Origin of the sequence: Streptomyces sp. NPDC002328, from assembly GCF_042890065.1 — a bacterium.
GTDB lineage: Bacteria > Actinomycetota > Actinomycetes > Streptomycetales > Streptomycetaceae > Streptomyces.
The window spans coordinates 270958-283076 of the sequence record NZ_JBIARQ010000010.1; the positions used below are offsets into that span (position 1 = coordinate 270958).

The following is a 12119-nucleotide window of genomic DNA, read 5'->3' on the forward strand; positions in this document are numbered from 1 at the left end:
TCTCGGGGGGACGCCCTGTCCACGCGCGCGCCCCTTGCGGCGACAATGGGGGGATGAGCGACAGTCCAGCCCCCTCGGGGCGCGGGCCGGAAGCCCCGGCCGCCCCGCGACGCCACGCACGCACCCTCACCGCACCGGGCCCCGACCTCAGCGCGCCGAGCACGCGGGGCACGCACCTGGCGCCGCAGGACCCGCCCCCCGCGCGGACGACGGGACGCCCGGCCCGCGCCCTGGCCGACCCGCACCTCGTCCACGACCCCGTCGCCGGCGACGGCCCCAAGGACGTGGTGATCCTCGGCTCCACCGGCTCGATCGGCACCCAGGCCATCGACCTCGTGCTGCGCAACCCGGACCGCTTCCGCGTGACCGGCCTGTCCGCCAACGGCGGCCGGGTCGCCCTCCTCGCCGAACAGGCCCGCCGACTGCGGGTGCGGACCGTCGCGGTCGCCCGCGAGGACGTCGTGCCCGCCCTGCGCGAGGCGCTCGCCGCCGAGTACGGCGCGGGGGAGCCGCTCCCCGAGATCCTCGCCGGCCCGGACGCGGCCACCCAGCTCGCCGCCTCCGACGCCGCGCACTGCCACACCGTCCTCAACGGCATCACGGGCTCCATCGGACTCGCGCCCACCCTCGCCGCCCTGGAGGCGGGCCGCACCCTCGCGCTCGCCAACAAGGAATCGCTCATCGTCGGCGGCCCGCTGGTGAAGGCGCTCGCCGAACCCGGCCAGATCATCCCCGTGGACTCCGAGCACGCGGCCCTCTTCCAGGCCCTCGCCGCCGGCACGCGCGCGGACGTCCGCAAGCTCGTCGTCACCGCCTCCGGCGGCCCCTTCCGCGGCCGGACCAGGGAGCAGCTGGCGCACGTCACCGTCGAGGACGCCCTCGCCCACCCCACCTGGGCCATGGGCCCGGTGATCACGATCAACTCCGCCACCCTCGTCAACAAGGGCCTGGAGGTGATCGAGGCACACCTCCTCTACGACATTCCCTTCGACCGCATTGAGGTCGTCGTGCATCCCCAGTCGTATGTCCACTCGATGGTTGAGTTCACGGACGGATCGACACTGGCGCAGGCGACGCCGCCCGACATGCGCGGGCCCATCGCCGTCGGCCTCGGCTGGCCCGAGCGGGTGCCCGACGCGGCGCCCGCCTTCGACTGGAGCAAGGCGTCGACGTGGGAGTTCTTCCCGCTCGACGACGAGGCCTTCCCCTCGGTCGGCCTCGCCCGGCACGTGGGCGAACTCGGCGGCACCGCCCCCGCGGTGTTCAACGCCGCCAACGAGGAGTGCGTGGAGGCTTTCCGCCGGGGCGCGCTGCCGTTCAACGGGATCATCGATACGGTGACGCGGGTGGTCGAGGAACACGGCACGCCCGTCACGGGAACTTCACTCACCGTGCCGGACGTCCTCGAAGCGGAGACCTGGGCGCGGGCCCGGGCCCGGGAACTGACAGCACAGACGGCGACCGCGGAGGCGCGTTGATGACGTCCCTGATGATGATCCTCGGCATAGTCGTCTTCGTGATCGGCCTGCTGGTCTCGATCGCGTGGCACGAGCTGGGGCATCTGTCCACGGCCAAGCTCTTCGGCATCCGCGTGCCGCAGTACATGGTCGGCTTCGGCCCGACGCTGTTCTCACGCCACAAGGGCGAGACCGAGTACGGCGTGAAGGCCATCCCCTTCGGCGGCTACATCCGCATGATCGGCATGTTCCCGCCCGGCGACGACGGCCGGGTGACCGCCCGCTCCACCTCGCCCTGGCGCGGCATGATCGAGGACGCCCGCTCGGCCGCGTTCGAGGAGCTCAAGCCCGGCGACGAGAAGCGCATGTTCTACACGCGCAGGCCGTGGAAGCGGGTCATCGTGATGTTCGCGGGGCCCTTCATGAACCTGATCCTCGCCGTCGCGCTGTTCCTCACCGTCCTGATGGGCTTCGGCATCTCGCAGCAGACCACCACGGTCAGCTCGGTCTCCCAGTGCGTCATCAAGCAGAGCGAGAACCGCAACGACTGCACGGCGAAGGACCCGGCCTCCCCGGCCGCGGCCGCCGGGCTGAAGGCGGGCGACGAGATCGTCTCCTTCGCCGGCGTGCGCACCGACGACTGGAACGAGCTGTCCGACCTCATCCGCGCCAACCCCGACAAGACCGTCCCGGTCGTCGTCCAGCGCGACGGCAAGGACATCACCCTGACGGCGACCATCGCCACCAACCAGGTCGCCAAGAAGGACTCCGCCGGCCAGATCGTCCAGGGCGAGTACGTCTCCGCCGGCTTCCTCGGCTTCAGCGCCGCCACCGGCATCGTCAAGCAGGACTTCGGCGAGTCCGTGACCTGGATGGGAGACCGCATCGGCGAGGCCGTCGACTCCCTCGCCGCCCTGCCCGGCAAGATCCCGGCCCTGTGGAACGCGGCCTTCGACGGCGCCCCCCGCGAACCCGACTCGCCCATGGGGGTGGTCGGCGCGGCCCGCGTCGGCGGCGAGATCTTCACCCTGGACATCCCGCCGACCCAGCAACTGGCCATGGCGCTGATGCTGGTCGCCGGCTTCAACCTCTCCCTGTTCCTCTTCAACATGCTCCCGCTGCTCCCCCTGGACGGCGGCCACATCGCGGGCGCCCTCTGGGAGTCCCTGCGCCGCAACGTGGCAAAACTCCTCCGCCGACCCGACCCGGGCCCCTTCGACGTGGCAAAACTGATGCCGGTGGCCTACGTGGTGGCGAGCATCTTCATCTGCTTCACCATCCTCGTCCTCATCGCGGACGTGGTTAACCCCGTACGAATCTCCTAGCCATCAGCGGTTCGCGACGGCCGGGCACCCTGGGTGTCCGGCCGTTCGCCGTCCGGCCGCGCACCGCGCGCCCCGGCGGACTCCCCACGGGTGGTTTACGGGCGGGATGTGCTCGGGTCTGCGCCCGTGCCGTAATCTCGAAGCCTGGAGCCCGCCGCTGACGGGACCTGGGACATGATCCACGACTTGGGGTTGCACAGCAGATGACTGCGATTTCTCTCGGCATGCCGTCCGTTCCGACCAGGGTTGCCGAGCGCCGGAAGAGCCGGCAGATCCAGGTCGGCTCCGTGGCGGTCGGCGGGGACGCGCCCGTGTCCGTGCAGTCGATGACCACGACCCGTACGTCCGACATCGGCGCCACGCTCCAGCAGATCGCCGAGCTGACCGCGTCCGGCTGCCAGATCGTCCGCGTCGCCTGCCCGACCCAGGACGACGCCGACGCGCTCGCGACCATCGCCCGCAAGTCGCAGATCCCGGTCATCGCCGACATCCACTTCCAGCCGAAGTACGTCTTCGCCGCGATCGAGGCGGGCTGCGCGGCGGTCCGCGTGAACCCCGGCAACATCAAGCAGTTCGACGACAAGGTCAAGGAGATCGCGCGGGCCGCGAACGACCACGGCACCCCGATCCGCATCGGCGTGAACGCGGGCTCCCTGGACCGGCGCCTGCTCCAGAAGTACGGCAAGGCCACCCCCGAGGCCCTCGTCGAGTCCGCCCTCTGGGAGGCCTCCCTCTTCGAGGAGCACGACTTCCGCGACATCAAGATCTCGGTCAAGCACAACGACCCGGTCGTGATGATCGAGGCCTACCGCCAGCTCGCCGCCGCCTGCGACTACCCCCTCCACCTCGGCGTCACCGAGGCCGGCCCCGCCTTCCAGGGCACCATCAAGTCGGCCGTCGCCTTCGGCGCCCTCCTCTCCCAGGGCATCGGCGACACGATCCGCGTCTCCCTCTCCGCGCCCCCAGTGGAGGAGGTCAAGGTCGGCAACCAGATCCTGGAGTCCCTCAACCTCAAGCAGCGCGGCCTGGAGATCGTCTCCTGCCCGTCCTGCGGCCGCGCCCAGGTCGACGTCTACAAGCTCGCCGAAGAGGTCACCGCCGGCCTCACCGGCATGGAGGTCCCGCTCCGGGTCGCCGTCATGGGCTGCGTCGTCAACGGCCCCGGCGAGGCCCGCGAGGCCGACCTCGGCGTCGCCTCCGGCAACGGCAAGGGCCAGATCTTCGTCAAGGGCGAGGTCATCAAGACCGTCCCCGAGTCCAAGATCGTGGAGACCCTCATCGAGGAGGCCATGAAGCTGGCCGAACAGATGGAGTCCGAGGGCGTGGCATCAGGCGAACCGTCGGTGTCGGTCGCGGGCTGAGGTTCCGGCTCCGGGGCGGGGCCCGGCCCCGCTTCGACAGCCTCCGTGGCCCCCTCGCACCCCGTCCTCCCGGCCGGGGATCGTCGCGGGGCGGCGCGGCAAAGGAACGGCGGGTACAGTGCGGGGATCAGGCAGACCCCAGTGTGAGGCCCCGCACTTGTTGACGCAGACCACCTCCCGGGTCCTCGAACCGAGCGATCTGGACGCCGCTCTCGCCGTGCTCGACCGCGAGCCGGTCGCGAACGCCTTCGTGACCTCCCGTGTGCAGGTCGCGGGCCTGGACCCGTGGCGGCTGGGCGGCGAGATGTGGGGCTGGTACGAGGACGGCATGCTGACGTCCCTGTGCTACGCGGGCGCCAACCTCGTCCCGATCTGCGCCACCCCGCGCGCGGTACGCGCCTTCGCCGACCGCGCGAGGCGGGCCGGTCGCCGCTGCTCCTCCATCGTCGGCCCCTCCGACGCCACCGCCCAGCTGTGGCGGCTGCTCGAACCCCACTGGGGCCCGGCCCGCGAGATCCGCGCCCACCAGCCCCTCATGGTCACCGACCGCATGCCCGCCGACATCACCCCGGATCCGTACGTCCGCCGCATCCGCAAGGACGAGATGGAGACGATCATGCCGGCCTGCGTGGCCATGTTCACCGAGGAGGTCGGCGTCTCCCCGATGGCCGGCGACGGCGGTCTCCTCTACCAGGCCCGCGTCGCCGAACTCGTCGGCTCCGGCCGCTCGTTCGCCCGCCTCGACGACCACGGCCGGGTCGCCTTCAAGGCGGAGATCGGCGCCGCGACCCCCGACGCCTGCCAGATCCAGGGCGTCTGGGTGGCCCCCGAGTACCGGGGGAAGGGCCTCGCCGCCCCCGGCATGGCCGCGGTCCTGCGCTACGCCCTCGCGGACGTGGCCCCGGTCGTCAGCCTCTACGTCAACGACTTCAACACGGCGGCACGACGCACGTACCGAAGGGTCGGCTTCCAAGAGGTGGGCGCCTTCATGAGCGTGCTCTTCTGAAGCCTGCTCTTCTGAGCAGTTCACCTCCTGGGCCCCCTGTAGGCTCCCGCCATGGACCTCGTCATCGGCCCCCTGGATCTTTCAGCCCACGTCGACGAGGCACTGGCGGTCCAGGCCGTCGCTTTCGGACTCGGCCCCGACGAAGTCGCCGTCCGCAGGCAGATCGTCCTGCGGCACATGACCAACCCCGGCGCGCGCGCCCTCGGCGCCACCGCCGGCGGCAGACTCGTCGGCTTCGTCTACGGCATGCCGAACGACCGCGCCCACTGGTGGTCCACCGTCGTCGAGCCCTACCTCCGCGCCCTCGGCAACGACGCCTGGCTCGACGACTCCTTCGTCATCACGGAGTTGCACGTCCACCCTGTCTACCAGAACCGCGGCGCGGGCCGCGCCCTGATCACCGCCATCACCGACGGCGCCGCCCAGCCCCGCTCGATCCTCTCCGCGATCGACACCGAGAGCCCGGCGCGAGCCCTCTACCGCTCCCTCGGCTACGAGGACCTGGCCCGCCGCGTCCTCTTCCCCAGCGCGCCCCGCCCGTACGCCGTGATGGGCGCCCCCCTCCCGCTGCGCCGGGGGCGGAGCGCCGCCCCCCTCCCGCCCCGCGAGGGGTAAACGGATTTCCGGCCACCCCGCGCTCCCGGTTAACCTCCTTGCCATCACCCCCATCGGCAGGAGTACGACAACCATGGCGAACGCACCGGTCCAGCGCATGTCCCAGTTGATGGCGAAGACCCTGCGCGACGACCCCGCCGACGCCGAGGTCCTCAGCCACAAGCTCCTCGTCCGCGCCGGCTACGTCCGCCGCACCGCCGCCGGCATCTGGACCTGGCTGCCCCTCGGCAAGAAGGTCCTCGCCAACGTGGAGCGGATCGTCCGCGAGGAGATGGACGCGATCGGCGCCCAGGAGGTGCTGCTCCCCGCCCTCCTGCCGAAGGAGCCCTACGAGGCGACCGGCCGCTGGGAGGAGTACGGCCCGGAGCTGTTCCGCCTGAACGACCGCAAGGGCGGCGACTACCTCCTCGGCCCGACCCACGAGGAGATCTTCACGCTGATCGTGAAGGACCAGGCGTCCTCCTACAAGGACCTGCCGGTCATCCTCTACCAGATCCAGACCAAGTTCCGCGACGAGGCCCGCCCCCGCGCCGGCATCCTGCGCGGCCGTGAGTTCCTCATGAAGGACTCCTACTCCTTCGACACCGAGGACGAGGGCCTCGCGCAGTCCTACGCCCTGCACCGCCAGGCCTACCAGAAGGTGTTCGAGCGCCTCGGCCTCGACTACCGCATCTGCGCCGCCACCGCGGGCGCGATGGGCGGCTCGAAGTCGGAGGAGTTCCTCGCCCCGGCCGGCGCCGGCGAGGACACCTTCGCCGACTGCCCCAACTGCGACTTCGCCGCCAACACCGAGGCGATCAGCTACCAGCTCCAGCCGGTGGACGCGGCCGGCGTCCCCGCCGCCGAGGAGATCCCCACCCCGGACACCCCGACCATCGAGACCCTGGCCGCCTCCCTCGGCGTCCCGGCTTCCGCCACCCTGAAGAACCTCCTCGTCAAGGTGGACGGCGAGATCGTCGCCGTCGGCGTGCCCGGCGACCGCGAGGTCGACATGGACAAGGTCGAGGCCCATTTCGCCCCGGCCGCCGTCGAGTTGGTCACCGCCGAGGACTTCGTGGGCCGCCCCGACCTGGTCCGCGGCTACGTCGGCCCGCAGGGCCTGGGCGAGAAGGTCACCTACATCGCCGACCCGCGCGTGGCCCCCGGCACCTCCTGGATCACCGGCGCCAACAAGGAGCACACGCACGCGAAGAACGTCGTCGCGGGCCGTGACTTCGAGGTCGACGCGTACGTCGACGTCGTCGTCGTCCAGGAGGGCGACCCCTGCCCGAACTGCGGCACCGGCCTCAAGCTGGACCGCGCCATCGAGATCGGCCACATCTTCCAGCTCGGCCGCAAGTACGCCGACGCCCTCAAGCTCGACGTCCTCGGCCAGAACGGCAAGCCGGTCCGCGTCACCATGGGCTCCTACGGCATCGGCGTCTCCCGCGCGGTCGCGGCCCTCGCCGAGCAGACCGCCGACGACAAGGGCCTGTGCTGGCCCGCCGAGGTCGCCCCGGCCGACGTGCACGTGGTCGCCGCCGGCAAGGCCCTCCAGACCGAACTGGCCCTCGACGTCTCGGAGAAGCTGCGGGCGGCGGGGCTGCGCGTCCTGGTCGACGACCGGGCCGGCGTCTCCCCGGGCGTGAAGTTCACCGACTCCGAGCTGATCGGCGTGCCGAAGATCCTCGTCGCCGGCCGCCGCTCCGCCGAGGGCGTCCTGGAGCTGAAGGACCGCCGCACCGGCGAGCGCGAGGAGCTGACGGTGGACGAGGCGATCGCCCGCCTCACCGCGTGACGTAAAGGCAGCTCTCAGCACGTTCTGCCGAGGCGTAGGGCCGCCTCACGGGCTTCTTCCGGACCGTTCCCCTCCGTGGTGCAGGTCAGAGCCACACCACGGAGGGGAACGGTGCTGCCCCCTGGACGGCGCCGGCGCGGTCCGCGCCGGCGGCTGTCACAGCACCTGGATCCCCGCCCGCGAGGCGGCTCAACTCGCTTTGGAAGCCGCCTGTTTGGGTGCGGGTGGCATGCGGCGCCGCCGTGCGGGCGCGGCCGGCCCCCACCGGGCCTGCGGCCGCCTCACAACCAGCCCGCGAACTCCAGCAACAACTCCGCGTCCCGGGGCCGTCCCACTCGCAGCGCCCGCACCCCGGACTCCACCGCCCGGAACAACGTCCACCCCCGCACCCGTTCCTGATCCAGCTCCAGCGACTCCGCCAGCTTCCGCACCCGCCGCCGCGTGGTCCCCGCCCCCGACGTAGTGGCGATCAGATCCTCCACCCGGTCACGCACCAGCCGCGCCAGATCGAACGCGCACTCGCCCACCACCGGATCCGGCCCCACGGCCAGCCACGGCATCCGCTCGCCCGCCAGCACCTTGCTCTGCCGGAACGTCCCGTGCAGCAGCCGGTGTTCGGGCGGCGCGGCCAGCAACTCCTCGCGGGCCGCGAGCGCCGCGTCCACCAGCACGCCCACCTCGTCGTCGACGGCGGTCGCCCGCATCGCCTCCGCCTGCCGCCCGGTCCGCTCGGCGACCGTCTCGAACGACTTCCCGGCCGGCGGCTCCACCCACAGCCGCCGCAGCGTCCCCGCCGCCTCCAGCAGCGCCTTCGCCTCCGGCAGCGACCGCACCGACACATCGGGATGCAGCCGCTCCAGCACCAGCACCCCTTCGCCGGCCGGCTCCTCCAACAGCTGTACGGCGCCCAGTCCGCCCCACCGCGCGAGCGCGGCCCGCTCGGCCTCCGGCCGGAACCGGGGCGGGGCCAGCTTCAGCACGGCCGGCGTCCCGTCGGCGTACCGCACCAGCACCACCAGGCTGCTGCGCCCGCCCGGCACCTGGACCCGCTCGACGGTCAACTCGCGTAGAGCGACGGCCTGTCGGGCCGCCTCCGGCAGCGCGGTCAGCCAGTCGTCGCCGTCCGGCGCCGTCTCACCGAGCGCCCTGACCAGCCGCCGCGGCGGTTCGAAAGCCATGCGCGAACCGTCCCTTCCTGGTCGTGCTCCTGCGTTCCGGTCGTGGTCGTCAGTCTGTGCTCCAGCGCCGCACCCGGTTTCTCCGGGCGCCTTCCGCCTACCCCGTCGGCGCCGGTGTGGACGAGCCCGCCTCCGTGGCCGCGGCGCCCGCGCCGGTGACGGCCGGATCCGCGGCCGAGCCGGCCCGCTCAGCGAGACCAGGGAAGGCTACGCTGCCGCCGCGCCAGCGCACCGCCCGCACCGCCGCCTCCCGCAGCACCCCGGCGGCCTCCCGGCGTCGCGCGCCCCCGGCCGCCCGCACCAGGTCCGAGTAGACGCCGGCGACCCGTTCCTCCAGCTCGGCGGCGAGCCGGACCGCCGCCGCGGAGTCCGGCACCGCGAACGGCAGGGCGTACGCGGCGCTCGCCGCCACCGGCTCGCCACCCAGATCCCGCACCTCGCGCGCCAGCGCGTCCCGGCGCGCCCGGTGCGCGTCGTACGCCGCCCGGGCCTCCGCGCGCCGCGCCTCGCCGATCCGCCCGCCGACGACGCCGTACCCGTACACCGCCGCGTGCTCGGCGGCCAGCGCGGCCTGGAGCGCCGTCGTCTCCTCGGCCTTCGCGCCCTTCGCGCCCTTCGTGTCGCTCATCGCGCGCCCTCCGTCAGGATGTAGGCGTGCGCCGCCCCGGACGCCGCCACCGAGGCCAGCAGCCGGGCCAGTTCGCCCGGCAGGTCCGTCAGCGCCGCGACCCGGCGGTCGGCGAGCGTCCGCTCGGCGGTGGCCAGTTCGGTGAGTGCGTCCTTCTCGTTCACGGGCACCGACGGACCGGGAGCCGCCGCCCCGGAAGCGGATGCCGTAGGCGACCCAGACCCAGACCCAGACCCAGACGGCGTCGCACCCGGCGTCCCCGCCACGCCCCCGAACGCCTCCGTGTGCCGTACCGTCTCCGCCCGCAGCGGCGTCAGCCGCTCCGCCAGCGAAGGATGCGCGGCGAGGACGGCGTCGTACCGCGCCGCCAGCCCCGCGCTGTCCCGGGCCGCACGCGCGCGTGCCCGCTCCGCGACCGACGGATCGCCCTCCGAGCCCTCCTCGCCGGAGTCCCCGGACCCCGAGCAGCCGATCAGCAGGGCCGCCCCGGCGGCGGAGGCGAGCAGGGTTCTTCTGCGCGGCCCGGAGAGGGTGCGCGGCGGTGGAGGGAACGGCACGGCAGACGTCCTCGGGGAACTCGTACGAAAGGGAACACCGATCAGGGCCCGCTCACGCGCGGCACACCCGTGATCACCGTACCCGCGCACCCGCCCCCCACCACTCACCGGCACCGTCCGGTGGACGGCAACACCCTCCGCGACCCGATACCCTTTGATCAGACACGCGACCCAACCCACAACAGCACACGCGGCCGAGGAGTCACCCGGATGAGCACGACCCAGAGCGAGAGGCTGCGAGAACTGCTGGAACCCCTCGTCACCTCCCAGGGCCTGGATCTCGAAGAGATCGCCGTGGACTCCGTCGGACGCAAGCGAGTGCTGCGCGTCGTCGTCGACTCCGACACCGGAGCGGACCTGGACCGGATCGCCGATGTGAGCCGCGCGCTCTCGGCGAAGCTCGACGAGACCGACGCGATGGGCGAGGGCGAGTACACCCTCGAGGTCGGCACCCCGGGCGCGGAGCGCTCCCTCACCGAGCACCGCCACTACGTCCGCGCCACGGACCGCCTGGTGAGGTTCCAGCTGCGCGAGGACGGCGAACTCGTCGCCCGGATCCTCGCCGTGGACGACGAGGGTCTCGACGTGGAGGTTCCCGGAGTGAAGGGCCGCAAGGCCACCACCCGCAGACTCGCGTTCGCGGACGTCGACAAGGCGCGCGTGCAGGTCGAGTTCAACCGCAAGGACAAGCAGGACGCGCAGGGCGCGCAGGACATGAAGGAAGAGGAGGAGGCGTAGCCGTGGACATCGACATGAGTGCCCTGCGGGGCTTGGTTCGGGAGAAGGAGATCTCCTTCGACCTGCTGGTCGAGGCGATCGAGTCGGCCCTCCTCATCGCCTACCACCGCACCGAGGGAAGCCGCCGTCACGCGCGCGTGGAGCTCAACCGGGAGACCGGTCACGTGACCGTGTGGGCGAAGGAGGACCCCGAGGACCTGGAGGAGGGGCAGGAGCCCCGCGAGTTCGACGACACGCCGTCCGGTTTCGGCCGGATCGCCGCGACGACGGCCAAGCAGGTGATCCTCCAGCGCCTGCGCGACGCCGAGGACGACGCGACGCTCGGCGAGTACGCCGGCCGTGAGGGCGACATCGTCACCGGTGTGGTCCAGCAGGGCCGCGACCCGAAGAACGTCCTCGTGGACATCGGCAAGCTGGAGGCCATCCTGCCGGTGCAGGAGCAGGTCCCCGGCGAGACCTACCAGCACGGCATGCGTCTCAGGTCGTACGTCGTCCGGGTGGCGAAGGGCGTGCGCGGCCCGTCCGTGACCCTCTCGCGGACGCACCCCAATCTGGTGAAGAAGCTGTTCGCGCTGGAGGTGCCGGAGATCGCCGACGGGTCCGTCGAGATCGCCGCCATCGCACGTGAGGCCGGTCACCGTACGAAGATCGCCGTCCGTTCCACCCGTTCGGGCCTGAACGCCAAGGGCGCCTGCATCGGCCCCATGGGCGGCCGGGTGCGCAACGTCATGGGCGAACTCAACGGTGAGAAGATCGACATCGTCGACTGGTCGGACGACCCGGCCGAGATGGTGGCGAACGCGCTGTCACCCGCCCGGGTGTCCAAGGTGGAGGTCGTCGACATGGCGGCCCGCTCCGCGCGCGTGACGGTCCCGGACTACCAGCTGTCGCTGGCGATCGGCAAGGAAGGGCAGAACGCCCGGCTCGCCGCCCGGCTGACCGGCTGGCGGATCGACATCCGGCCCGACACCGAGCAGCCCGGGGAATAGATCCACGCCTCAGCACGCTCAGATCACGTCAGATATACGCGCGGCAACTGTTCGAGTCCTGCCCCGAAGGGGTGAGGTGGCCGCGGGGAGGTAGACTTAACTGTGTCTGGCCGGACGCACGCCCGCTCACGCCCTGAACGCACCTGTGTGGGGTGTAGGGAGCGAACGGCCAAGACGGAGCTGCTGCGCATCGTGGCGAGAGAGGACGCCTGCGTCCCCGATCCTCGCGGTACGCTGCCCGGCCGGGGTGCGTACGTGCATCCCGCCCCGGTCTGTCTCGACCAGGCGGTACGCCGCCGGGCGTTCACGCGGGCGTTGCGTGCCCCGGGAGCGCTCGACACAAAGGCGTTGCGCCGGTACGTCGAGCAGACGACAGTTGCCGATCAGGCAACACCGTAAGAAGCGTTGCGTGGAACCCCCGCGCGGCCCAGGTACCCCGCGAGTTGGAAGTAGGTCGAGATTGCGATGAGCACTCGATGAGCACGCGA

12 protein-coding genes are annotated in these 12119 nt (G+C 72.0%); 9 read left to right on the forward strand and 3 right to left on the reverse strand.

The annotated features are described in order from the left end of the window. The first annotated feature begins 53 nt into the window (after positions 1-53). From dxr to ACFYX4_RS25205, 6 genes are all read left to right on the forward strand, one after another. On the forward strand, positions 54-1478 hold the full coding sequence (gene dxr / locus ACFYX4_RS25180; RefSeq protein WP_389337513.1) for a 1-deoxy-D-xylulose-5-phosphate reductoisomerase: 1425 nt from the start codon (positions 54-56) through the stop codon (positions 1476-1478). 11 nt (positions 1479-1489) lie between these two features. Then, entirely contained in the window at positions 1490-2782 is a 1293-nt protein-coding gene (locus ACFYX4_RS25185; RefSeq protein WP_389337617.1) for a M50 family metallopeptidase, read from the forward strand. A 203-nt stretch (positions 2783-2985) separates the two neighbouring features. After that, positions 2986-4143 (forward strand): flavodoxin-dependent (E)-4-hydroxy-3-methylbut-2-enyl-diphosphate synthase, encoded by a 1158-nt coding sequence (gene ispG, locus ACFYX4_RS25190; protein WP_389337516.1) that lies wholly within the window; start codon positions 2986-2988, stop codon positions 4141-4143. Between the two features lie 157 nt (positions 4144-4300). Further along, positions 4301-5149: a GNAT family N-acetyltransferase gene (locus ACFYX4_RS25195; protein ID WP_389337519.1), complete on the forward strand. Its 849-nt coding sequence runs from the start codon at positions 4301-4303 to the stop codon at positions 5147-5149. Between the two features lie 51 nt (positions 5150-5200). Beyond that, positions 5201-5764 carry a GNAT family N-acetyltransferase gene (locus ACFYX4_RS25200; RefSeq protein WP_389337522.1) on the forward strand — a complete coding sequence of 188 codons (564 nt, stop codon included), beginning with the start codon at positions 5201-5203 and terminating at the stop codon, positions 5762-5764. Positions 5765-5837: 73 nt separating this feature from the next. Continuing rightward, on the forward strand, positions 5838-7541 hold the full coding sequence (locus ACFYX4_RS25205; RefSeq protein ID WP_389337525.1) for a proline--tRNA ligase: 1704 nt from the start codon (positions 5838-5840) through the stop codon (positions 7539-7541). 281 nt (positions 7542-7822) lie between these two features. Here the strand turns inward: ACFYX4_RS25205 and ACFYX4_RS25210 are convergent, their stop codons facing one another. The 3 genes from ACFYX4_RS25210 to ACFYX4_RS25220 form a co-directional block, all read right to left on the reverse strand. Next, positions 7823-8719: an aminoglycoside phosphotransferase family protein gene (locus ACFYX4_RS25210; protein WP_389337528.1), complete on the reverse strand. Its 897-nt coding sequence runs from the start codon at positions 8717-8719 to the stop codon at positions 7823-7825. Positions 8720-8816: 97 nt separating this feature from the next. Next, a complete protein-coding gene (locus ACFYX4_RS25215; RefSeq protein ID WP_389337531.1) occupies positions 8817-9347 on the reverse strand; it encodes a ferritin-like domain-containing protein in 531 nt (176 codons plus the stop codon). After that, positions 9344-9904, reverse strand: a complete 561-nt coding sequence (locus ACFYX4_RS25220; protein ID WP_389337534.1) for a hypothetical protein — start codon at positions 9902-9904, stop codon at positions 9344-9346. The genes ACFYX4_RS25215 and ACFYX4_RS25220 overlap by 4 nt, the downstream gene beginning before the upstream one ends. A gap of 210 nt (positions 9905-10114) precedes the next feature. Between ACFYX4_RS25220 and rimP the strand changes: the two genes are divergently transcribed. The 3 genes from rimP (at position 10115) to ACFYX4_RS25235 (ending at position 12030) form a co-directional block, all read left to right on the forward strand. Next, complete coding sequence (rimP, locus tag ACFYX4_RS25225) at positions 10115-10642, forward strand: ribosome maturation factor RimP (RefSeq protein ID WP_389337537.1); 528 nt, start codon at positions 10115-10117, stop codon at positions 10640-10642. 2 nt (positions 10643-10644) lie between these two features. Beyond that, the gene (gene nusA / locus ACFYX4_RS25230; protein ID WP_389337540.1) at positions 10645-11631 is read left to right on the forward strand and encodes a transcription termination factor NusA; all 987 of its coding nucleotides are present in this window, start codon (positions 10645-10647) and stop codon (positions 11629-11631) included. 102 nt (positions 11632-11733) lie between these two features. Beyond that, positions 11734-12030, forward strand: coding sequence for a YlxR family protein (locus ACFYX4_RS25235; RefSeq protein WP_389337543.1), 297 nt, complete (start codon positions 11734-11736; stop codon positions 12028-12030). Positions 12031-12119 lie beyond the last annotated feature (89 nt).

Coding starts and splice junctions, on each gene's coding strand:
- ACFYX4_RS25210 (WP_389337528.1), bottom strand. CDS start 8,719: ATGGCTTTCGAACCGCCGCGGCGGCTGGTCAGGGCGCTCGGTGAGACG.
- rimP (WP_389337537.1), top strand. CDS start 10,115: ATGAGCACGACCCAGAGCGAGAGGCTGCGAGAACTGCTGGAACCCCTC.
- ACFYX4_RS25185 (WP_389337617.1), top strand. CDS start 1,490: ATGATGATCCTCGGCATAGTCGTCTTCGTGATCGGCCTGCTGGTCTCG.
- ACFYX4_RS25215 (WP_389337531.1), bottom strand. CDS start 9,347: ATGAGCGACACGAAGGGCGCGAAGGGCGCGAAGGCCGAGGAGACGACG.
- dxr (WP_389337513.1), top strand. CDS start 54: ATGAGCGACAGTCCAGCCCCCTCGGGGCGCGGGCCGGAAGCCCCGGCC.
- ACFYX4_RS25205 (WP_389337525.1), top strand. CDS start 5,838: ATGGCGAACGCACCGGTCCAGCGCATGTCCCAGTTGATGGCGAAGACC.
- ACFYX4_RS25200 (WP_389337522.1), top strand. CDS start 5,201: ATGGACCTCGTCATCGGCCCCCTGGATCTTTCAGCCCACGTCGACGAG.
- ispG (WP_389337516.1), top strand. CDS start 2,986: ATGACTGCGATTTCTCTCGGCATGCCGTCCGTTCCGACCAGGGTTGCC.